Source organism: Streptomyces sp. NPDC055749 (assembly GCF_053617235.1).
Map to the genome: position 1 here is coordinate 13,139 of NZ_JBSHFH010000043.1, position 19,308 is coordinate 32,446.

A 19,308-nucleotide genomic window follows, 5' to 3' on the forward strand; every position below is an offset into this window, starting at 1 on the left:
CCCGTGATCTGGGGAGTGGCCGCCGCGCTGGTGGCGAACGTGCTGTACAGCACCGGCTTCGTCCTGGAGAAGCGTGCGCTGGCCGGCATGCCGCCGCTGAGTGCGGCGCAGCCGGGCCGTGCCCTGCTCCTGCTGGCCACCAGGCCCCTGTGGATCTGCGGGGCCGCGGCGCTCGCCCTCGGGTTCGGCGCCCAGCTGGCCGTCTACCGCTCCCTGCCGATCGCCGCCGCCCAGGGCCTGTTCCTCTCCGGTCTCGTCCTCCTGCTGGTGCTCTCGTCGGTGGTGCTCGGCGAGCGGCCCTCCGGCCGTGAGCGGCGCGCGGTGGCGGTCATCGGGCTGGCGCTGGTCATGGTGGTGTCCTCGCTCTACGGGAGCGAGGAGGAGATCAGCCGCAGTGCGCCCGCGGGCATCCTGCTGGCCCTGTGCGTGCCGACGCTCGCGGCCGGGCTGGGGCTGTACGCCGCCGCGGAACGCCGCGCGCGCCGACGTCACCGGCAGCCGACCACGGGAGTGGCGTACGCGGTGGCGATCGGTCTGCTCTACGGGGTCAGCTCGCTCGCCATCAAGGGAGTCTCCGGGCACCTGGACACCGCGGACCTCAAGGGCTCGGTCGCGGCACTGCTCGTCAGCCCCTACCCGTACCTTCTGCTGGTCACGGGGGTCAGCGGACTGGTGCTGTCGCAGACCGCCCTGCAGCGCTGCCGGGCGTCACTGATCGTCCCGGTGTGCTCGACGGTGACCTGCGTGTTCACCATCGTCAGCGGCACGATCGCGTTCGACGAGCCGCTGCCGGAGGACCCGCTGCGGCTGTTACTGCGCATCGGCGGCACCGTGCTGGCCCTGACGGTGCTGCTCACCCTGCCACGACACGACGCGGACACCCCCACACCCGAAGGAAGCCGTCATGAAGCCTGACAACCCGCTGCTGAAGATCCTCGCCTGCCCGCTCGACAAGGGTCCGCTGATCCTCGACGAGGGCGGGGACGCTCTCTACAACCCGCGCCTGAACCGCCGCTATCCGATCGTCGACGGCATCCCGCAGCTGCTCCCCTCATCAGGCGAGGCCCAGGTCACATTGGAGGTCCCGAAGGGGTGAAGGATCCCACAGGCCCTTGGTCCTCCACGACCGGCCTTAGTAGCACCGGAACCGCGCCCCGTCCTCGTGTGCCTGCCCCCGGCCCGGGACTTTGGACCCTCGCTCCGAGGCGGGGCCGTACCCGGGGTCGTTGCGGAGGCCCGCCGGGCTCGCTAACCATGGATCACGTCGCCGAACACCGCAGACCCCGCAGACATGGGCCTCGGTAGTCGAGCACCGGTCCCGCACCACTCGGACCGGTCGCGACTCCCCCGTTCCCGACGTTAGGTCTCTACGTGTCGTTCGCCCGTCGCATCCTCGCCCAGCCCCGCAAGGCCGCCGCCACCGGCGCCGCCGTACTGCTGGGCGCCACCGGTCTGGCCCTCGGCGTCACCCCGGCGATGGCCGCACCGGCCGCCGCCCCGACGTCCGCCACGAGCGCGCAGGACACGGCGAAGAAGATGATCGGCGACAACGCCCAGTACGCGTGCTTCGACAAGATCGTGGACCACGAGAGCGACTGGGACGTGAACGCCTCCAACGCATCCTCCGGCGCCTACGGCCTGGTCCAGGCCCTGCCCGGCTCGAAGATGGCCTCGGCGGGCGCCGACTGGCAGACCAACCCCAAGACCCAGATCAAGTGGGGCGTCGACTACATGGAGGACCGCTACGGCAGCCCGTGCGGCGCCTGGGACTTCTGGCAGTCCAACGGCTGGTACTGAGCAGCCACAGCTTTGTGAATCAGCCTTGTGAACACGCGGGCCCCCGACCGGAGTTCCGGTCGGGGGCCTGCTGCCGCCGCGTCTCAGACCTTGCGCCAGCGGGCGTTTGCCCAGGAGAAGACACCGAAGGCGGCCAGGCCGAGGGCGATGACGGCGAGCAGCCACGGCCCCGCGGGAGTGTCGGTGAAGGACCGCAGGGTGTCGTCCATCCCCTTGGCCTTGCCGGGTTCGTGCGCGAGCGCGGCGGCGATGGCGAATCCGCCCGCGGTGGCGAACACGGCGCCACGGGCGGCGCCGCCGAACATGCCGAGGGCGTCGACCGTCCGGCGGACCTTCCTCGGCATCTCGGACATCTTCAGGTGCTTGTGGTACTTGCGCATGAGGGCACGGGCCGCGATCCACAGGCCGGCGCCTGCCACAGCGGCACCGGCTGTCGCGACGATCCACTGTCCACCGGACCAGCCGAGCACCTTGGCCGTGACGTCCTGGGACTGCTTGTCGGTCGACCCGCTGCCGCTGCCCGCGTCGCCGGCCGCGTAGGAGAGCACGGAGTACGACACGAAGCCGTAGAAGAGGAAGCGCCCGGCGGCCATGGCCCGCTTACCGGGCTTCTTACCGCCCGTGCCGGCCTGGCCGAAGAGTGCCTCGGTCAGCCGCCACACGGCCATGCCCGCCAGCGCCGCGCCGAGAAGCCACAGCAGGATGTTCCCGAACGGCTTGCCCGCGAGCTCCGAGATCGCGCCGCCCCGGTCGGCCTGCTGCCCCCCGGAGTCGGAGAAGGCGATGCGCAGCGCCAGCAGTCCGACCAGGAGGTAGATCACCCCTCGGGCCACGAACCCCGCGCGGGCTCCCGCGGCTACCGCCGTGCTGTTCGCCGCGCGTTCGGCCTGACCATGTCCACGCCGGGAAACCGATCTGGAGTTCATGAAGTGCACGGTTCCCCCGAATCACGGATCAATGTCCCAGGGCCCCGAAGCCCTCAGAGCCGCTGAATGATCGTCCCCGTGGCCAGCGCCCCGCCCGCACACATCGTGATGAGCGCGAACTCCTTGTCGCGGCGCTCCAGTTCGTGCAGGGCCGTGGTGATGAGCCGGGCCCCTGTGGCGCCGACCGGGTGGCCGAGCGCGATCGCTCCGCCGTTGACGTTGACCTTCTCCAGGTCCTGGCCGAATACCTGCGCCCAGCTCAGCACCACGGACGCGAATGCCTCGTTGATCTCGACGAGGTCGATGTCCTTGAGGGACATGCCCGCCTTGCCGAGTACGGCCCGCGTCGCGTCGACCGGTCCGTCGAGGTGGAAGTGCGGGTCGGAGCCGACCAGGGCCTGGGCGACGATCCGGGCGCGCGGCTTGAGCTTGAGGGCGCGTGCCATCCGTTTGGACGCCCACATGATCGCGCAGGCCCCGTCGGATATCTGCGAGGAGTTGCCCGCGGTGTGGATCGCGGTGGGCATGACCGGCTTGAGCCCGCCGAGTCCCTCCATCGTGGTGTCGCGCAGCCCCTCGTCGCGGTCGACGAGCCGCCACATGCCCTGGCCTGCCGCCTGTTCCTCCTCGGTGGTGGGCACCTGGACCGCGTACGTCTCGCGTTTGAAGCGCTCCTCGGCCCAGGCCACGGCCGCCCGTTCCTGCGAGATGAGGCCGAGCGAGTCGACGTTCTCGCGGGTCAGCCCGCGCTTGCGGGCGATGCGTTCGGCGGCCTCGAACTGGTTGGGCAGGTCCACGTTCCACTCGTCCGGCCAGGGCTTTCCGGGGCCGTGCTTGGAACCGCTGCCCAGCGGCACGCGTGACATCGCCTCGACGCCGCAGCTGATGCCGACGTCGATGACCCCGGCCGCCACCATGTTGGCGACCATGTGGGATGCCTGTTGCGAGGAGCCGCACTGGCAGTCCACGGTGGTGGCGGCGGTCTCGTAGGGAAGGCCCACGGCCAGCCAGGCGTTGCGCGCCGGGTTCATGGACTGTTCGCCGGCGTGGGTGACCGTACCGCCGACGATCTGCTCGACGCAGTCGGCGTGAATGCCTGTGCGGCCCAGGAGTTCGCGGTAGGTCTCGCCCAGCAGATAGGCGGGATGCAGATTGGCGAGCGCGCCTCCGCGCTTGCCGATGGGGGTGCGTACGGCTTCGACGATGACGGGTTCCGCGGCCATGAGCTCGTCCTCTCCTCACACTTCCGCTGGGGCGTCCCGGCACCCGCGGAAGGAACTAGTACGCGTTCTAGTTCTGCAAGCAGTCTTATGACCCTTACCCCCGGTACGCAAGGGTCGTGCACGCACCTCGCGTACGTGACAGGCACACCGTTACGCGCGCCGCGTCGTCCTGGGCAACAGATCCGGCCACGGCTCTTGCGAGTTGTAGAACTCGTTACTACCTTTCGGGCTACTTCTGATGGGCCGTCAGACAGTTCGCCGCCAGACCCGGAGTGGAGAGGTGCCCATGCGCTGCCCCCATCTGCCCGAAGGGTTCGACTTCACCGATCCCGACCTGCTCCAAGCCCGGGTGCCCCACCCGGAGTTCGCCGAGATGCGGGAGACCGCACCGGTCTGGTGGTGCGCCCAGCCCGCCGGGATCTCCGGCTTCGCCGACGAGGGCTACTGGGCCGTCACCCGCCACGCGGACGTCAAGTACGTCTCCACGCACCCGGAACTCTTCTCCTCCAACACCAACACGGCGGTCATCCGCTTCAACGAGACGATCAGCCGCGACCAGATCGAGGTCCAGAAGCTGATCATGCTGAACATGGACCCGCCCGAGCACACCCGGGTCCGCCAGATCGTCCAGCGGGGCTTCACCCCACGGGCGATACGTTCCCTGGAGCAGGCCCTGCACAGCCGCGCCCGCTCCATCGCCGAGACCGCCCTCGCCGCAGCGGACAAGGACGGTTCCTTCGACTTCGTGACCAACATCGCCGTCGAACTCCCCCTCCAGGCCATCGCCGAGCTCATCGGCGTACCCCAGGAGGACCGGTCCAAGATCTTCGACTGGTCCAACAAGATGGCCGCGTACGACGATCCCGAGTACGCGATCACCGAAGAGGTCGGCACCGAGGCGGCCATGGAGATCGTCTCGTACGCGATGAACCTGGCGGCGGCCCGCAAGGAGTGCCCGGCCAAGGACATCGTGTCGCAGCTGGTCGCGGCCGAGGGCGAGGGGAACCTCTCCGGCGACGAGTTCGGCTTCTTCGTGATCCTGCTGGCGGTCGCCGGCAACGAGACCACGCGTAACGCCATCAGCCACGGGATGCACGCCTTCCTCACCCACCCCGAGCAGTGGGAGCTGTACAAGCGCGAGCGCCCGGAGACGACCGCCGAGGAGATCGTCCGCTGGGCGACGCCCGTGGTCTCCTTCCAGCGCACGGCGACCCAGGACCTGGAGCTGGGCGGGCAGCGGATCAAGAAGGGGGACCGGGTCGGGCTGTTCTACTCCTCGGCCAACAACGACCCCGAGGTCTTCGACCACCCCGAGACCTTCGACATCTCCCGCGACCCGAATCCGCACCTCGGATTCGGCGGCGGCGGCCCGCACTTCTGCCTCGGCAAGTCCCTTGCCGTGATGGAGATCAACCTGATCTTCAACGCCATCGCCGACGTGCTGCCCGACCTGCGGCTGGTGGACGAGCCGCGGCGGCTGCGCTCGGCCTGGCTCAACGGGATCAAGCAGTTGCAGGTCAGTACGGACGTCACCGGCTGACGGATGCCCCCGGTCGGTCCGGCCCGCCGCGGAGCGGGCCGGGGCGACCGGGGATCATGAGGGCCATGCATGCCCTGCTCTCCGCCTTCACGCCCATCTGGGCGCTCACCGCCGCCGGTTACGCGGCGGGGCGCAGCGGCCTTCTCGATGAGCAGGCGGAAGCCGTGCTCGGCCGGTTCGTCTTCCATGTGGCCATGCCCGCCGCGCTGTTCATGATGGTGTCCCAGGCGCGGCTCGGCTCCTTCGTGAACCAGTCGATGATCGCGTTCGCGGCGGGCACGGTGGCCGTCTGCGCGCTGGGCTTCATGACCGCCGGACGGCTCTTCGGCCGCAAGACGGCCGACCGGGCGATCAGCGGTATGGCGTCCGGTTACGTGAACTCCGCGAACCTCGGCATCCCGGTGGCCGTGCAGGTGCTGGGCGATGCCTCGTTCGTCGCGCAGATCATCCTGTTCCAGGTGCTGCTGGTCTCCCCGGTGATCCTGACCCTGCTGGACAGGGGCACAGACACGGACCCGGGCCGCGTCCGCTGGCGGCCGGTGCTGCGCCGCATGGTGACGATGCCGGTCCGCAACCCGATCATCATGGCCTCGATGCTCGGCGTGCTCGTCGCTGCGACGGGACTGCGGGTGCCGTCCGCGCTCGCCCACTCCTGCGAACTGCTCGGCGCCGCCGCCGTGCCCACCGCGCTGATCACCCTGGGCCTGTCCCTGCACGGCCGCCGGGACCGGGCGGAGGCGACCGAGGCGCCGGGGAGCCGGGCGGAGGTCGCCGTGGCGGTGGCCCTCAAGACCCTCGTACAGCCGCTGGTGGCCTTCGGCGCCGCGCTGCTGCTCGGGCTGCCGGAGCACCAGCTGCTCGTCGTGGTGCTGTGCTCCGCGCTGCCGACCGCCCAGAACGCGTTCCTCTACGCCCGTGAGTACGGCCTGGACACCGCGCTCGCCCGTAATTCCGTGGTGGCCTCCACGGTGGTGTCGATGGCCACCCTGTCGCTCGCGGCGTGGGCCCTGGGGACGCCGGGCTGATCCCCCGAGTGGCGTAACGGACCTTTCGGGCGGATGCTGGTGAGCGCGGCGATCCATGCCGAAGGGGTGCCGGGGCGGTGAGGAACGCCCCGGCGCCTCTTCGGCGCCGCTACTGCTTGCCGCCGGCCCTGCTGCCGACCTTCTCCGCGACGGGGCCCGGCTCGGGCGCCGTACTGGGATCGGCCTCGACAGCGTCCGGCTTCGGCAGCCGCAGGGCCCGGGGCCCGCACAGGACGTACGTGAGCCCGAAGCCCAGACCCACCACCACCGCACCGCCGGCCGCGTCGAGCACCCAGTGGTTGCCGGTGGCGACGATCGCGCAGACCGTGAACAGCGGATGCAGCAGGCCGAGGGCCTTCATCCACATCCTCGGGGCGATCATCACGATGACCACACCGCACCACAGCGACCAGCCGAAGTGCAGCGACGGCATCGCCGCGTACTGGTTGGTCATCGACGTCAGCGTCCCGTAGTCCGGCTTCGCGAAGTCCTGCACGCCGTGGACGGTGTCGATGAATCCGAGGCCCGGCATCAGCCGGGGCGGGGCCAGCGGGTAGAGCCAGAAGCCGACGAGGGCGAGGATCGTGGCGAAGCCGATGGAGCTGCGGACCCAGCGGTAGTCGGCGGGCCGTCGCACGTACAGCACGCCGAGAATCGCGAGCGGCACGATGAAGTGGAACGTGGAGTAGTAGTAGTCGAAGAACTCGCGCAGCCAGTTGATCTCCACGACCGCGTGGTTCGCCCAGTGCTCGATGTCGATGTGCAGCCACTGCTCGATGGAGTGGATCTGGCGGCCGTGCTCCTCGGCTGTGGGCCGTCCGGCGGTCGCCGCGAGCCGGACCTTCGCGTACGCGGAGTAGACGACGCGGATGAGCAGGAGTTCCAGCAGCAGATTGGGGCGGCTGAGCACCCGGCGCCAGAACGGCAGAAGCGGAATCCGTCTCCAGCGCGCCGCGACCGGCTTCGCGTAGTCCGTGGGGATGGGCTGCTGCCAGTACGGCGACGAGCGCGGCAGGAACGGCGCGGCGCAGGCCGCACCGAGGGCCGCGATCAGCAGGATGTTGTCGCGTACGGGGATGACGGCGCCGATGTTCGGCAGCAGCATCTTCCCGGGCAGCGTGAGCACCAAAACCACGACGGCCGGCCAGACCAGCCGGTCGGAGGCCCGCTTGCCGACCCGGCCGACCACGGCGAGGAGCACCCAGAGCACCTGGTGCTGCCAGGCGGCCGGCGAGATCGCGACGACCACGCAGCCGGTCACCGCGACCGCGAGGAGCAGCTGACCGTCCTGCGCGTACCGAACAGCGCGCCGCAGTCCGAGGAAGCAGACGGCGGCGGCGAGGGCGAGGAAGACCACGATCTCGGCGGGGCCTTCGAGGCCGAGCCGCAGGAGCGCGCCGTGCAGGGACTGGTTGGCGAGGCTGTCCGGCGGGTCGCCGAGACCGGCGCCCGCGACGTGGTGCAGCCAGTAGGTCCAGGAGTCCTGCGGCATCGCGGCCCAGGCCAGCGCGGTGCAGCCGGCGAAGGCGGCCCCCGCGGTCGCCGCGGCCCTGCGCCGGCCGGTGAGCCAGAGGAGCGCGGCGAAGAGCAGTACGGCCGGCTGGAGGGCGGCGGCGATGCCGATCAGTACGCCCGATGTGCGTTCGCCCCGGGCCACGAACCAGCCGAGGAGCACCAGCAGGACCGGCAGGATGCTGGTCTGGCCGAGGTACAGCGCGTTGCGGACGGGCAGCGACACCATGAGCAGGGTGATCGCGACCGGGGCCGCGAGGAACATCGTGCGGCGGCTCACCGGGGCGGGCAGGGCACGTGCGGCGACGAGGCCGAGTGCGGCGACGAGCAGCAGCGAACCGAAGGTCCACACGACGCCGAGTGCCTGTTCGGCCGAGGTCGTCAGGGGTTTCAGGACGAGCCCCGCGAAGGGTGTTCCGGTGAAGCGCCCGGTGTCGTACAGCGACCCCGTCACATGGAGGACCCCGTTCGGGCCGATCCAGGTCTCCAGGTCGGTGAGACGTTCCCCGGGCGGCTGCCGCAGCAGCGCCACCATCTGCCGTACGGCGAGTGCGGCCACGACCAGCCAGAGCACCGCCCGGGTCGCCCCGGCCCCCGTCCCCGCGCCCGTCGCGTTTCCGCGCACGCCCTGCTCCGCATTTGCCACCCGCGCCGACCCTCCCACCGTTCCATGCACGGTCCCCTCGACGCGGGGCTGTGCGGATGAAGCCTCTCATTGCCTTATGAGCTGGACACAGTCAACCTCCCGGACACCTTCGCCGCCCGCCACCCGCCGTGGCGGGAGGGGGACTCGGGGACGCGGCGGGTCTCCGCCGCGGCCGCGCCGTCAGCCCTCGTGAACGGGGGTGTCCGCCTGCCAGCCGGTGAACAGCGGGACGTCCGAGACACCGTCCAGGACGACGACGCCGAACGGGCGGTCGAAGGCGATGTGCCGCAGGTTCGCCGGCCCCGGAGCCGACCCCGCCCGCGTCGCGACGACGGTCACCGCGGCGGCTTCCACACCCTTCTCGGCGATCTTCACGACGGCCTCCTGGACCACGGCGGAGAGGGCGAGCGGTACGGGCGAGATCCCGGAGAAGTCGGCGGCGCCCGAGGTCGCGATACGTACGCCGAGTGCGGGCAGTTGCTCGGTGACCCGCACCGTCGTACGCAGGGTGAACCGCGGAATCCCGACGCTCACCGCATCGGCGTCCAGCGGCGTACCGGACGCGCGGGGCGCCCACGCCGACGGCAGTACCCGCGCGGCCCCGGCCCCCGGCTCCCCCAGCACGAACCGGACCCGGGCCGGAGCCCCGCCGCCCGGCTCGGCGCGGCAGCGCAGCTCGACGACGTACGCGCCGCCGACCGTCCAGACGTCGGTCGGCGCCACCGGCCCCCGCATGGTCGCCACGGGGCGGCTCGTCCCCGCCGCGTCGGTGAACGGGAGGTCGCGGGTGGAGCGTCCTTCGAACGGGGTCTCCCAGTGCGCCTTGAGCGCCAGCACGTTGACGAGCGCGAGCAGAGTGGCACGGGAGAGCCGCAGGGGCAGTCGCTCGACCAGGCCGCCGGTCGCGCCGCGCACCCAGGCGTCGATCTCCGCCTGCTGCATCGCTCCGACCGGGATGTCCGGCAACGCCTCCTGGTACGCGGGCAGGACGGGCACCCGCGTCCAGATCCGGGTCGCCACCGCGAGGGCGTCGGTACGGGCCAGTTCCCGCGCGGCCTCCGTGACGACCGGGGCCGCCTCCCGGTCCGCGACCCCGAGCAGGGCGCGCAGTTCGGCGGCGGTCTCCTCGCGCGCACCGCTCGCGACGGCCGCGAGGGCCAGCCACAGGCCGGCGGGCGAGCACACGAAACCACCGGTGTGCTCGTCGGCCAGCTCTCGTATCCACTGCCCACCCAGATGCTGAATCGCCCTGGTCCGTTCCATCCGCCCGCCCCCTGCGCCTGCACGTAAAAGCTTCGCCATCCGATCATGCGGAAGTCAGAATGCATCACATGACGTGGACCGTGGCCCCTGAACGTTTCGACTCCCCCGATGCGGCACTGCTGCGCCGGGACTATTACGACGAGGTAGCGAGCCGCTACTGGGGGCGGCCCGCGACCCGTCAGGAAATCGAGGAGGGCCTCACCGACGACGGCGCGAACCGGCTGGTGCCGCCCACCGGGGAGTTCGTCGTGGGCCGCTTCGGGGACAAGCCGGCGAGCTGCGCGGGACTGCTGCTGGCCGACGCCGAGCCGGATGTCGCGGAGCTGACCCGGGTGTTCGTACGCCCGGAGTTCCGGGCCACGGGCGGGGGCGGGCAGCTGCTCGCCGCGATCGAGAGCGCGGCACGGGACTTCGGGGTGCGGCGGATCAGGCTCGACACCCGCAACGACCTGGTCGAGGCGCGCGGGCTCTACGCCAAGCACGGCTACCGGGAGGTCCCGGCCTTCCACCACCGCAACCAGTACGCGGAGCACTGGTTCGCGAAGGAGCTGTGAGGCCGACGGAGTGAAGGACTCAGCCGTTCACGCGCGGTGGTCGCGTCCCGGTTCCGGCATGTGCGGCCGTTCCTTGCTCGATCCGCTCACCTCGGCCGTCAGCTCCGCGACGAGATGGACCAGGTCGGTCGGCCGTTCCGGCCCCCACCAGTCACCGAGCAGTTCCGCGAGCGAGTCCTCGCGGGCCTGCGAGAGACGGACCACGGCCTCGGCGCCCAGGTCGGTCAGGACCATCTGGACACCCTCGCGGCGGGCCAGGCCCCGCTCCTCGACCTGGCGGGCCGCCTCGCTGATCACCCGCAGCGGTACGGGGGCCATGTCGGCGAGCCTGGCCGGTTCGACGGTGCCGTGCCGCTTGATGCGCAGCAGCAGCCAACTGGCCGCGGGCAGCAGGTCGTAGCCCGCCCGGGCGGTGATCTTCACATAGATGTCGCGGCGGCCCTCGCGGGTCGCGAGCACCGAGAGGGCGCGGGCGCACTCGTCGTACGAGGAGCGCTCGACCGGGTTCGATGCGAGGGTCTGGCTGGTGTCGGGGGCGGTCACCGAGCCACGCAGCTTGTCCTCCTTGAGGAACCAGGCGAAGACGAAGGCGATCAGGACGACGGGAACCGCGTACAGGAAGACATCGGTGATCGATTCCGAGTACGCGCTGAGGACCGACCGGCTCAGCTCGGGCGGGAGTTCGGCGATGGCGCGCGGGTCAGCGGCCAGCCGTTCGGCGTCGACGCCGGGGGGCAGTGAGCGGCCGGACAGCGCCGCGTCGAGTTTGCCGGTGAGCCGGTTGGTGAAGACGGTGCCGAAGATGGCCACACCGAACGAGGCCCCGATCGAGCGGAAGAACGTGGCACCCGATGTGGCGACGCCCAGATCCTCGTAGCCGACGGCGTTCTGCACGACCAGCACGAGGACCTGCATCACCAGTCCGAGCCCCGCGCCGAACACGAAGAAGTAGACGCTCATCTCCCAGGTGGAGCTGTTCTCGTCGAGCTGATGGAGCAGCAGGAGTCCGGCCGCGGTCAGGGCCGTCCCGACGACGGGGAAGACCTTCCAGCGGCCGGTGCGGCTGACCACCTGGCCGGAGCCTGTCGAGGTGATGAGCATGCCGAACACCATCGGCAGCATGTGCACACCGGACATGGTCGGCGTGATGCCGTGCACCACTTGGAGGAACGTCGGCAGATAGGTCATCGCGCCGAACATGGCGAAGCCGACGATGAAGCTGATGACGGCGACGAGGCTGAACGTACGGATGTGGAACAGCTTCAGCGGCAGTACGGGTTCGACGGCGCGCCGCTCCACGGCGACGAAGGCGACCAGCAGGACCACGGCGAGCACGGCCAGACCGATGATCTTCGCCGAGCCCCAGGCCCAGGTGGTGCCGCCCAGGGAGGCGACGAGCACGAGGCAGGTGGCGACGGAGGCGATGAGGAAGGTGCCGAGGTAGTCGATGGTGTGCTTCGTCCTGCGCACGGGGATGTGCAGGACGGCGGCGATGACGAGGAGCGCCACGACGCCGATCGGCAGGTTGATGTAGAAGACCCAGCGCCAGCTGAGGTGTTCGGTGAAGAAGCCGCCGAGGAGCGGTCCGAGGACGCTGGTCACGCCGAAGACCGCACCGAAGAGGCCCTGGTACTTGCCGCGTTCGCGGGGCGAGACGATGTCTCCGACGATCGCCATCGAAAGGACCATCAGACCGCCGCCGCCGAGTCCCTGGAGGGCGCGGAAGCCGATCAGCTGGGGCATGTTCTGGGCGACGCCGCAGAGGGCCGAGCCGATCAGGAAGATGACGATGGCCGCCTGGAAGAGCTTTTTACGGCCGTACTGGTCACCGAGCTTGCCCCAGAGCGGGGTCGCCGCGGTGGCCGCCAGCATGTAGGCGGTGACCACCCATGAGAGGTGGTCCATGCCGCCGAGTTCGCTGACGATCGTCGGCAGCGCGGTGGCGACGATCGTCTGATCGAGTGCGGCGAGCAGCATGCCGAGTAGCAGTGCGCCGATGGCGACGAGGACGGTCCGTGTGGACCGCCCCTCGCCGGGGGCCAGGGGCGGTGGGCTCAGCTGCTGGGCCATGGGCATCTCCTTGGATCCGCTACACCCCCATCCTGGCCGCTGTGTCCCGTTATGGCCTGCCGAGCGGCCGGGGGCCGTTGGGCTCAGGCGTGGTGGCCTGCATAATCGCAACAGTTCAAAGGGGAGGGGACCCACAATGACCGGACATGTATGCCCGGCGTGCGGTATGGATCAAGGACCGGAGCAGGCGGGGGCCGCACCCGATACGGGGCCGGGTGCGGGGCCCGGTGCGGGCATAAGACCCGGCTGCGCCTGCGGACACCGTACGGCGCAGCCGACCGCCGATCAGCAGCGCGCCGCCCGCTCCGCGGAGACGGCCGCGGAGGTCGCGGCGGCCGAGGACTTCGACCCGCTCCGCATCCGTCCGTACGTGACGCTGGGCGATGCGCAGACCGCGGCCGGGCCCGCACCGGACGACGTCGCACCGGGGGCAGCGGCCACGACGATGCCTCTGTTCCTCGACGTTCCCGCCGCGCGCCCGCTGCCGGACACCGAGGCTCCGGACGAGGCCCGACGGCGGACCGCTGCCGGGTACGGGGCGGACACGGACCCCGTACAGCCGCGCCGCCGCAGGCCGTTCGCGGTCATCGCCGTGGGGGCGGCCGTGGCAGCCGTCGTCGGCACCGCCGCCTTCGCCGGAGGACTGTTCACCGGGGACGACGGGCACACGGAGGCGCTTCCGTCGGCATCGACGAGCACCGAGGACAGCGGCGGCGAGCCCGCCGCTGCCGTATCGGACTCGCCGTCCGCGTCCGCCTCACCGTCGGCCTCCGCCTCGCCCACGCCGTCCGCGTCGGCCACCACGTCCGCCTCCGCCTCACCGTCGAAGAGCGCGACGCCTTCCCGTACCGCCCCGGCCACCGCGTCCACGACCGCGGCCCCGGCCCCCACGTCCGCGAGCGCACCGGCGCCCGGCACTCCGACGCAGGCTCCGCCGGCGCTGAACGGCTCCACGCTGCAACCGGGCGACAGCGGCGCCGAGGTCGCCGAGCTCCAGCGGCGCCTGAAGGAGGTCTGGCTCTACCACGGGCCGGTCGACGGCACCTATTCGGGACGGGTCGAGGACGCCGTGGCCGTCTACCAGTCGTACAAGTCCATCGAGGGCGATCCGGAGGGCGTGTACGGGCCGAACACCCGCCAGGCGCTGGAAGCGGAGACGAGCGGCAAGGGCAAGGGCTGACGGGGCGCCGTGTCCGGCGGGGAGACCGGATTCGCATTCCGCGGCAGGTTTTTGTATCGTGTGGGAACAAAGTAGCCTCCGTCCGTTTTCCCTGACCGGCGGGCGGGGCTGCTTGTTTCACTTCCACTCTGGAGCCTGCCGATGTCGGCCACCGTCCTCACCGCCCGCGCCCTCCTTCTGGACATGGACGGCACCCTCGTGAACTCCGACGCCGTGGTCGAGCGCTGCTGGCGCCGCTGGGCGCTGAGGCAGGGCCTGGACCCGGACGCCGTGCTCAAGGTGGTCCACGGACGGCAGGGGTACGCCACGATGGCGGTCCTGCTCCCGGAGCGCCCCATGGAGCAGAACTACGCGGAGAACCGCGTCATGCTCGCCGAGGAGACCGCCGACACCGAGGGCGTGGTGCCGGTCGGCGGCGCCCCCGCCTTCATGGCGGCGATCGCCGGCCTGCCGCACGCCCTCGTGACCTCGGCCGACGAAGCGCTCGCCCGGGCCCGGATGACGGCCGCCGCACTCCCGATGCCGGGAATCCGCGTCACCGCCGAGCAGGTCGGCGCCAGCAAGCCGGACCCGGAGGGTTTCCTCAAGGGCGCGGCGGAGCTGGGCTTCGAAGCGGCGGACTGCATCGTCTTCGAGGACTCCGAGGCGGGCATCGCGGCAGGCCGGGCGGCGGGCATGCGAGTCGTGGGCGTGGGTCCGCGAGCGGCGGCACTCTCCCCCGACGCCCATGTCGAGGACCTGACGCAGCTTCGGGTGGAGGCGGCCGGCGACGGCTCGATCCGCCTGCACATCGGCGCCTGACCACGCCCCCTGATGGAACCGCCTCAGGCCGGGTCGCGGTAGAGCCGCCCGCGCGCCACGAGCTCCAGCACCAGGGCGACGGCCACCGCCTGAACGGCCATCAGAGCCACCAGGACGAACAGCTGCACGGCGCCCGCCTCCACCGGTGAGGCGCCGCCCAGCAGCATGCCCACGAAGGCCCCGGGCAGGGTAACGATCCCCACCGTCCGGGTCTGGTCGAGCCCGGGCAGCAGCGCGTCCGCGGCCACCGGGCGGGCGATCTCCAGCCGCGCGTCCCGGTCGAGCAGACCCAGCGCCATCCCCGCCTCGACCTCACCGTGCCGGACGGCGAGCTCGTCCAGCGCGCGCCGCCCACCGAGCACGGTCGCCGTGAGCGCACCCCCGATGAGGATGCCCGTGACCGGGATCAGCGCGATGCCCCGGAGCGGTACGAGACCGGTCAGCAGCAGCGCGGCGACCACGGGGACGACCGCGGCGCCGATCGGCAGGGCGGCCCACCGCCAGGTGTGATTGCCGGTGATCCGGTGCCCCGCCGTCCACACCGCGACGGCGAACATCAGGACCACGAAGCCGAGCAGGGGTGCCAGGGCGTGCACCACCCAGCCGATGAGCGCGGAGACGGCGGCCAGCTGGACGGCCGCCCTCAGCCCGGCCACGACGATCTCCCGCGAGCGGCCGAGCGAGGCCCACGCGGCGACAGCGGCCGCGAACGCCAGGAGCACGGCGAGGACGACCCCGAGCGTCACATTCACCGGAAGCAGCACGCGGCCACCTTAAGACCGCCCACCCCCCTCGGGCCTGTCCGGCGGCGCGCCCAACACCGGTGCCATGCCCCGCTCCGGACCGGGCATCAGGCGTTTTCCGTCGGAACCCTTGATGTGACGTGCACATGTCGCCACCCTGTTACCTGGCGCCCACCCCCCAGAAACCTGGCGCCGCCACGCTGGCCGGGCACCACGGCCCGCCCGCCCAAAGCCCCCCACGTCAAGGGAGTTCGCATGTCAGGTGTCTACGCGCGTCGAGTTGCCGTCATAGCCGCAGCCGCCGCACTCGCCGCCACCACGGGACTGCTCAGCGCTCCGGCCGCCCAGGCGGCCATGCCCACACCCATCGCCGCTTCCACCGCCCGCACCTATCTCGGCCAGCTCACCGTGAAGGCGGAAGGATCGTCGAGCGGTTACAGCCGGGACCTGTTCCCGCACTGGATCACCCAGTCGGGCGCCTGCAACACGCGCGAAGTGGTCCTGAAGCGGGACGGCACCAACGTCCAGCAGGACTCCAGCTGCGCGGCGGTCAGCGGCAGCTGGTACTCCGAGTACGACGGCGCCACCTGGACCGCGGCCTCCGACGTGGACATCGACCACATGATCCCGCTCGCCGAGGCATGGGGCTCCGGCGCCAGCAGCTGGTCCACTTCCCAGCGCCAGTCCTTCGCCAACGACCTGACGCGTCCGCAGCTGATCGCGGTCACGGACAACGTCAACCAGTCCAAGAGCGACCGGGACCCGGGAGAGTGGCTGCCGCCGCGCACCGCCTACCGCTGCACGTACGCGCGCGCCTGGGTGCACGTGAAGCACTACTACGGAATGAGCGTCGACTCGGCCGAGAAGAGCGCGCTCCAGTCCGTCCTGAACGGCTGCTGACCACCCTGCCGGCCATCCACTGAACCGCCCGGCGCGAAAATCCGCCGGGCGGAACCGGCCCACAGCCCTCCGTCGTTCCGTACGGTACGAAGCCATCTGTCACGGCGAGGCGAGGGAACGGCATGCCCAGGCTGCGAGTGGGACCACTGCTGAGATACGTCGACTGGGAGTCGGCCTCGTCGGCGACCGTCTGGGTCGAGGCCGACCGTCCGTGTACGGCGGAGGTCCGGTGCGCGGACGGGGCTTCGGGCTCGTCCCGGACCTTCGCGGTCGTCGGGCATCACTACGCGCTGGTGGTCGTGACGGGTCTGACCCCGGGCACGACCACGGAGTACGAGGTGCTGCTCGGCGGCCGGCGGGTCTGGCCGCCCGAGGAGTCCCGCTTCCCCGCGAGCACGATCACGACACCCCCACTCGCTTCGGAGCAGGCACCGGAACCGGTGCGGATCGCCTTCGGCTCCTGCCGGTGGGCGGCCCCGCCGGACGGCGAGCACGACCCCGCGGGCCCGGACGCGCTGGACACCCTCGCCGCCAAGCTGGCCGCCGACCCCGATGCCGTACGGCCCGACGTACTGCTGCTCCTGGGCGATCAGGTGTACGCGGACGAGACCTCGCCGACGACCCGGCGCAGACTCGCGGCGCGCCGTGAGCTGAGCGAACCGCCGGGCGCGGAGGTCGCGGACTACGACGAGTACACCCTTCTCTACGACGAGTCCTGGCGTGACCCGGAGGTGCGCTGGCTGCTGTCCACGGTGCCCAGTTGCATGATCTTCGACGATCACGACGTCATCGACGACTGGAACACCAGCGCGGCCTGGCTCGCGGAGATCCGGGCCACCCCCTGGTGGAACGAGCGGATCGTCAGCGGGCTGATGTCGTACTGGGTCTACCAGCACCTGGGCAACCTCTCTCCCGCCACGCTGGCCGCCGACCCCCTGTACGCGGCGGTGCGCGCCGCACCGGACGGCACCGAACTCCTGCGCGCGTTCGCCGCCGGGACCGCGGCCGAGCCGTCCCGTGCCCGCTGGAGCTACAGGCGCGTTTTCGGCCGAGTGCGGGTGCTGATGATGGACACCCGGGCAGCCCGGGTCCTCAAGGAGGAGCAGCGCTCGATGCTCACCGCCGAAGAGGAGCGCTGGATGCGCGAAGAGGCCCTCGGCGACCCCGGATCGTACGACCACCTCCTGATCGGCACCTCGCTGCCGTGGCTCCTGCCGCCCCTCATCCATGAGGGGGAGACCTGGAACGCCGCCCTGTGCCGAGGCGAGCGCGGTGGTCCCGGCGGGCGCTGGGCGCGCTTCGGCGAGAAGCTGCGCCGCGCCTCCGACCTGGAGCACTGGGCGGCTTTCCCCGATTCGTTCCGTCGACTGGCGGAGCTGCTGAGGGAGGTGGGGAGCGGTCCGGACGCACCGGCGACGGTATGCGTGCTGTCGGGCGATGTGCACCACGCGTACATCACGGAGGCCGAATGGCCGGCCGACGCGCCCGGTGGCGTTCCCTCGGCGCGCGTCCTGCAGCTGACCTGCTCACCCATCCACAACTCGATCCCCCACGTCATAAAGGTCGGCTTCCGTTTCGGCTGGAGCCGGGCGGGGCGGCGGCTGGGGAGGCTGCTGGCGCGTCACGGGCGGACGGGGACCCCGCCGGTGCACTGGGAGAAGTCGGGCGGACCGTGGTTCGGCAATCAGCTGATGACGTTGACGCTGCATGGCCGGAAAGCTGCGCTGACATTGGTTCAGGCCAGAGGAAAGTCTTCGGATGCGCAGTTGGAGACCGTTCTCGATCGAGATCTGACCGTTGATGAATGAGTGACTTTCAGCCACACCGTGAAATGTTGAACTTGCAAGTAATAGTGAGGCATCCCTAATCTGAGGCGCTCAGTCGGCAATCGGTTCACGTCCCCACCAAACCGAAGGAGCCCTCCCCCCATGTCCACACGCCTGAATCAGGCCCAGCCGTACGCGCTCGCGGCGTTCCGCGTCGTCGTCGGCTTCCTCTTCGCCTGCCACGGCGCCGCCTCGCTCTTCGGAGTGCTCGGCGGCGACAGCGTTCCCACCGCCACCTGGCCCGGGTGGTACGCGGCGGTGATCCAGCTCGTCGGCGGCATCCTGGTCGCGCTCGGTCTCGGCACCCGCATCGCCGCCTTCGTCGCCTCCGGCTCCATGGCGTACGCGTACTTCAAGGTCCACCAGAGCGAGGCCCTGTTCCCCCTGCAGAACAACGGCGAGGCTTCGGCGATGTTCTGCTGGGCCTTCCTGCTGCTGGTCTTCACGGGCCCCGGGGCCCTGGCGGTCGACCGGCTCTTCTCCTCGCGCGGCGAAGCGGCGCAGGACGGTGAGCGCCCGCGCGAGAAGGCGTCGCCCGTCACGGTCTGACCGCTCGCGACCGCGTCCGGCTCCCCGCCGCCCGGGGAGCCGGACGCCCGGGTGCACGGCCGCCCCGGCTCACGCCCTCCCGTACGACCCGAACCGCACCGTGAAGCACGCCAGCCGGTCACCGGCGCCGCCCTGCTCGTCGTGGATCACCACCGACCGGGCACCGCCCTCCCGGAAGCCCCAGTCGTGCCGGACCGACGCCGACCCCTTCCCCTCGGCGTCCGTACCGAAGTCGAGCCAGACCTCGTTGGCCGGGTCGGCATGACCCTCCGAACGATGCTGGTAGTGCGGCCCCGCCGCCTTCGGATCGGCGCCGCAGGGCAAGGTGTGCACGTGCATGCCGTACGCGCGGTTCGGGACCAGGCCGCTCAGCCGGGCTCCCACAGCCGTACCGGACCGGTCGGAGTGCTGGCTGATCTCGATCCCGGCCGCCGCCGGGACACGGTTCATGTCGTACGTGATCGCACTGGACGGGACGAACGCGTTCGGCGGCGCGAAGGACCCCTGCGTCCGCATCCAGAACCCGCCCTCACCGGCGCCACCGGCCCCGCCGGCCCCATGGGCCCCGCTGGCCCCGCTGGCCCCGCCGGTGAGCATCACCAGGGCTGCGGCTCCCGCAACCACCCCCGCTGCCCGCATGACCGTCCCTGCTGCCACCATGTCCCGCTCCTGATCTCGTCGGTCCCCCTCCCTCTGCCGTCACTCACCCTCCCCAAGGTGCACGTGAGCTGCACAACATCACCCACCCAAGGT

The 19,308-nt window shown here is 71.1% G+C and carries 18 protein-coding genes; 11 read left to right on the forward strand and 7 right to left on the reverse strand.

Annotation, left to right across the window (positions count from 1 at the left end):
- The first annotated feature begins 3 nt into the window (after positions 1-3).
- The 3 genes from ACWGO0_RS27165 to ACWGO0_RS27175 all read left to right on the forward strand — a co-directional run bounded on the left by ACWGO0_RS27165 (position 4) and on the right by ACWGO0_RS27175 (position 1,797).
- Entirely contained in the window at positions 4-915 is a 912-nt protein-coding gene (locus ACWGO0_RS27165) for a DMT family transporter (RefSeq protein ID WP_453540352.1), read from the forward strand.
- The gene (locus tag ACWGO0_RS27170; protein ID WP_453540355.1) at positions 905-1,096 is read left to right on the forward strand and encodes a Trm112 family protein; all 192 of its coding nucleotides are present in this window, start codon (positions 905-907) and stop codon (positions 1,094-1,096) included. Before ACWGO0_RS27165 ends, ACWGO0_RS27170 begins: the two co-directional genes overlap by 11 nt.
- 275 nt (positions 1,097-1,371) lie before the next feature.
- Complete coding sequence (locus tag ACWGO0_RS27175) at positions 1,372-1,797, forward strand: aggregation-promoting factor C-terminal-like domain-containing protein (protein ID WP_453540358.1); 426 nt, start codon at positions 1,372-1,374, stop codon at positions 1,795-1,797.
- Positions 1,798-1,880: 83 nt separating this feature from the next.
- Here ACWGO0_RS27175 and ACWGO0_RS27180 read toward each other — a convergent pair whose 3' ends face one another.
- Both ACWGO0_RS27180 and ACWGO0_RS27185 read right to left on the reverse strand, forming a co-directional pair.
- The gene (locus tag ACWGO0_RS27180; protein WP_453540361.1) at positions 1,881-2,723 is read right to left on the reverse strand and encodes a DUF1206 domain-containing protein; all 843 of its coding nucleotides are present in this window, start codon (positions 2,721-2,723) and stop codon (positions 1,881-1,883) included.
- Between the two features lie 53 nt (positions 2,724-2,776).
- A complete protein-coding gene (locus tag ACWGO0_RS27185; protein WP_453540364.1) occupies positions 2,777-3,946 on the reverse strand; it encodes a steroid 3-ketoacyl-CoA thiolase in 1,170 nt (389 codons plus the stop codon).
- Positions 3,947-4,232: 286 nt separating this feature from the next.
- Here ACWGO0_RS27185 and ACWGO0_RS27190 point away from each other — a divergent pair, with 286 nt between their 5' ends.
- A complete protein-coding gene (locus ACWGO0_RS27190; RefSeq protein ID WP_453540366.1) occupies positions 4,233-5,486 on the forward strand; it encodes a cytochrome P450 in 1,254 nt (417 codons plus the stop codon).
- Positions 5,487-5,551: 65 nt separating this feature from the next.
- Positions 5,552-6,511: an AEC family transporter gene (locus tag ACWGO0_RS27195; RefSeq protein WP_453540369.1), complete on the forward strand. Its 960-nt coding sequence runs from the start codon at positions 5,552-5,554 to the stop codon at positions 6,509-6,511.
- Between the two features lie 109 nt (positions 6,512-6,620).
- Here ACWGO0_RS27195 and ACWGO0_RS27200 read toward each other — a convergent pair whose 3' ends face one another.
- Together ACWGO0_RS27200 and ACWGO0_RS27205 are read right to left on the reverse strand one after the other, a co-directional pair.
- On the reverse strand, positions 6,621-8,648 hold the full coding sequence (locus ACWGO0_RS27200; RefSeq protein WP_453540372.1) for a bifunctional glycosyltransferase 87/phosphatase PAP2 family protein: 2,028 nt from the start codon (positions 8,646-8,648) through the stop codon (positions 6,621-6,623).
- Positions 8,649-8,849: 201 nt separating this feature from the next.
- The gene (locus ACWGO0_RS27205) at positions 8,850-9,932 is read right to left on the reverse strand and encodes a serpin family protein (RefSeq protein ID WP_453540375.1); all 1,083 of its coding nucleotides are present in this window, start codon (positions 9,930-9,932) and stop codon (positions 8,850-8,852) included.
- Positions 9,933-10,000: 68 nt separating this feature from the next.
- Between ACWGO0_RS27205 and ACWGO0_RS27210 the strand changes: the two genes are divergently transcribed.
- Positions 10,001-10,486 carry a GNAT family N-acetyltransferase gene (locus ACWGO0_RS27210; protein ID WP_453540378.1) on the forward strand — a complete coding sequence of 162 codons (486 nt, stop codon included), beginning with the start codon at positions 10,001-10,003 and terminating at the stop codon, positions 10,484-10,486.
- Between the two features lie 27 nt (positions 10,487-10,513).
- Here ACWGO0_RS27210 and ACWGO0_RS27215 read toward each other — a convergent pair whose 3' ends face one another.
- On the reverse strand, positions 10,514-12,556 hold the full coding sequence (locus ACWGO0_RS27215) for a DHA2 family efflux MFS transporter permease subunit (protein ID WP_453540381.1): 2,043 nt from the start codon (positions 12,554-12,556) through the stop codon (positions 10,514-10,516).
- A 136-nt stretch (positions 12,557-12,692) separates the two neighbouring features.
- Here ACWGO0_RS27215 and ACWGO0_RS27220 point away from each other — a divergent pair, with 136 nt between their 5' ends.
- Complete coding sequence (locus ACWGO0_RS27220; protein ID WP_453540384.1) at positions 12,693-13,736, forward strand: peptidoglycan-binding domain-containing protein; 1,044 nt, start codon at positions 12,693-12,695, stop codon at positions 13,734-13,736.
- 141 nt (positions 13,737-13,877) lie between these two features.
- The gene (locus ACWGO0_RS27225) at positions 13,878-14,537 is read left to right on the forward strand and encodes an HAD-IA family hydrolase (protein ID WP_453540387.1); all 660 of its coding nucleotides are present in this window, start codon (positions 13,878-13,880) and stop codon (positions 14,535-14,537) included.
- Between the two features lie 23 nt (positions 14,538-14,560).
- Here the strand turns inward: ACWGO0_RS27225 and ACWGO0_RS27230 are convergent, their stop codons facing one another.
- The gene (locus ACWGO0_RS27230) at positions 14,561-15,301 is read right to left on the reverse strand and encodes an ABC transporter permease (protein WP_453540390.1); all 741 of its coding nucleotides are present in this window, start codon (positions 15,299-15,301) and stop codon (positions 14,561-14,563) included.
- A gap of 234 nt (positions 15,302-15,535) precedes the next feature.
- On the opposite strand from ACWGO0_RS27230, the gene ACWGO0_RS27235 reads away from it, so the two are divergent.
- From ACWGO0_RS27235 to ACWGO0_RS27245, 3 genes are all read left to right on the forward strand, one after another.
- Complete coding sequence (locus ACWGO0_RS27235; protein ID WP_453540393.1) at positions 15,536-16,180, forward strand: HNH endonuclease family protein; 645 nt, start codon at positions 15,536-15,538, stop codon at positions 16,178-16,180.
- A 122-nt stretch (positions 16,181-16,302) separates the two neighbouring features.
- Positions 16,303-17,988, forward strand: a complete 1,686-nt coding sequence (locus tag ACWGO0_RS27240; protein ID WP_453540396.1) for an alkaline phosphatase D family protein — start codon at positions 16,303-16,305, stop codon at positions 17,986-17,988.
- A 120-nt stretch (positions 17,989-18,108) separates the two neighbouring features.
- A complete protein-coding gene (locus tag ACWGO0_RS27245) occupies positions 18,109-18,555 on the forward strand; it encodes a DoxX family protein (protein ID WP_453540399.1) in 447 nt (148 codons plus the stop codon).
- A gap of 69 nt (positions 18,556-18,624) precedes the next feature.
- Here the strand turns inward: ACWGO0_RS27245 and ACWGO0_RS27250 are convergent, their stop codons facing one another.
- Positions 18,625-19,215 carry a superoxide dismutase family protein gene (locus tag ACWGO0_RS27250; protein WP_453540402.1) on the reverse strand — a complete coding sequence of 197 codons (591 nt, stop codon included), beginning with the start codon at positions 19,213-19,215 and terminating at the stop codon, positions 18,625-18,627.
- Between the last annotated feature and the right edge of the window lie 93 nt (positions 19,216-19,308).

Excerpts from the sequence above, each read along its gene's own strand:
- ACWGO0_RS27225 (WP_453540387.1), top strand. The coding sequence starts at position 13,878 with ATGTCGGCCACCGTCCTCACCGCCCGCGCCCTCCTTCTGGACATGGAC.
- ACWGO0_RS27205 (WP_453540375.1), bottom strand. The coding sequence starts at position 9,932 with ATGGAACGGACCAGGGCGATTCAGCATCTGGGTGGGCAGTGGATACGA.
- ACWGO0_RS27170 (WP_453540355.1), top strand. The coding sequence starts at position 905 with ATGAAGCCTGACAACCCGCTGCTGAAGATCCTCGCCTGCCCGCTCGAC.
- ACWGO0_RS27210 (WP_453540378.1), top strand. The coding sequence starts at position 10,001 with ATGACGTGGACCGTGGCCCCTGAACGTTTCGACTCCCCCGATGCGGCA.
- ACWGO0_RS27245 (WP_453540399.1), top strand. The coding sequence starts at position 18,109 with ATGTCCACACGCCTGAATCAGGCCCAGCCGTACGCGCTCGCGGCGTTC.
- ACWGO0_RS27190 (WP_453540366.1), top strand. The coding sequence starts at position 4,233 with ATGCGCTGCCCCCATCTGCCCGAAGGGTTCGACTTCACCGATCCCGAC.
- ACWGO0_RS27235 (WP_453540393.1), top strand. The coding sequence starts at position 15,536 with ATGTCAGGTGTCTACGCGCGTCGAGTTGCCGTCATAGCCGCAGCCGCC.
- ACWGO0_RS27185 (WP_453540364.1), bottom strand. The coding sequence starts at position 3,946 with ATGGCCGCGGAACCCGTCATCGTCGAAGCCGTACGCACCCCCATCGGC.
- ACWGO0_RS27220 (WP_453540384.1), top strand. The coding sequence starts at position 12,693 with ATGACCGGACATGTATGCCCGGCGTGCGGTATGGATCAAGGACCGGAG.
- ACWGO0_RS27195 (WP_453540369.1), top strand. The coding sequence starts at position 5,552 with ATGCATGCCCTGCTCTCCGCCTTCACGCCCATCTGGGCGCTCACCGCC.
- ACWGO0_RS27250 (WP_453540402.1), bottom strand. The coding sequence starts at position 19,215 with ATGGTGGCAGCAGGGACGGTCATGCGGGCAGCGGGGGTGGTTGCGGGA.
- ACWGO0_RS27240 (WP_453540396.1), top strand. The coding sequence starts at position 16,303 with ATGCCCAGGCTGCGAGTGGGACCACTGCTGAGATACGTCGACTGGGAG.
- ACWGO0_RS27180 (WP_453540361.1), bottom strand. The coding sequence starts at position 2,723 with ATGAACTCCAGATCGGTTTCCCGGCGTGGACATGGTCAGGCCGAACGC.
- ACWGO0_RS27215 (WP_453540381.1), bottom strand. The coding sequence starts at position 12,556 with ATGGCCCAGCAGCTGAGCCCACCGCCCCTGGCCCCCGGCGAGGGGCGG.